1 protein-coding gene is annotated in these 517 nt (G+C 23.8%); it reads left to right on the top strand.

Translation table 11 applies throughout. From position 1 onward, the window contains the following. Positions 1-102: 102 nt before the first annotated feature. Positions 103-517, top strand: a 415-nt coding sequence (locus BGS40_RS07105; protein WP_096738555.1) for a hypothetical protein, incomplete at its 3' end; no start/stop codon positions are given.

The following is a 517-nucleotide window of genomic DNA, read 5'->3' as shown; positions in this document are numbered from 1 at the left end:
ACTCCTTATGGTTTGGATTTTAGACTTTATAGTAAAGATTTTATCACTAAGCTTGATTTTAAAGATAAAGCTTATAATGTGCTTTATAATACAGGAGTTTAAATGGGAGAAGATATTACATTTTCTATTTTTTGGGGTTTGGTAGGATTTATTTTTAGGCTTGTTACTATTGATACAATACTTTATATTACAGCCTTAAGCGTTCTTATTGCCTTTTCTATTATAAATTATTGGATTAAGATTAACATAAAAGAATTTTTAAAATCTTATTTTTCAATATATTTTATTATCTTTTTTACAGCTATTATTATCATATTTTATCTTAGCTATGATCTTGAAACTTCTAGGGATCTTACATTACTTAGCTCTCTAGAAGCTAAAGAATTGTCACCGCAAGAATATATAGTATATAAGTGTTCTAAATTTTTAATCTTTATAAATTTTATTTTTTTTGCAATCACATTTATTATACTTCCTTGTTTATTACAAGCTTATTTTTTTAAATGTTATAGCACAG

This window comes from Campylobacter sp. 107, assembly GCF_002383835.1.
Classification (GTDB): domain Bacteria; phylum Campylobacterota; class Campylobacteria; order Campylobacterales; family Campylobacteraceae; genus Campylobacter_D; species Campylobacter_D jejuni.
Note: the sequence above shows the minus strand (reverse complement) of the source record. Positions and strands in the feature narration are given on the sequence as shown.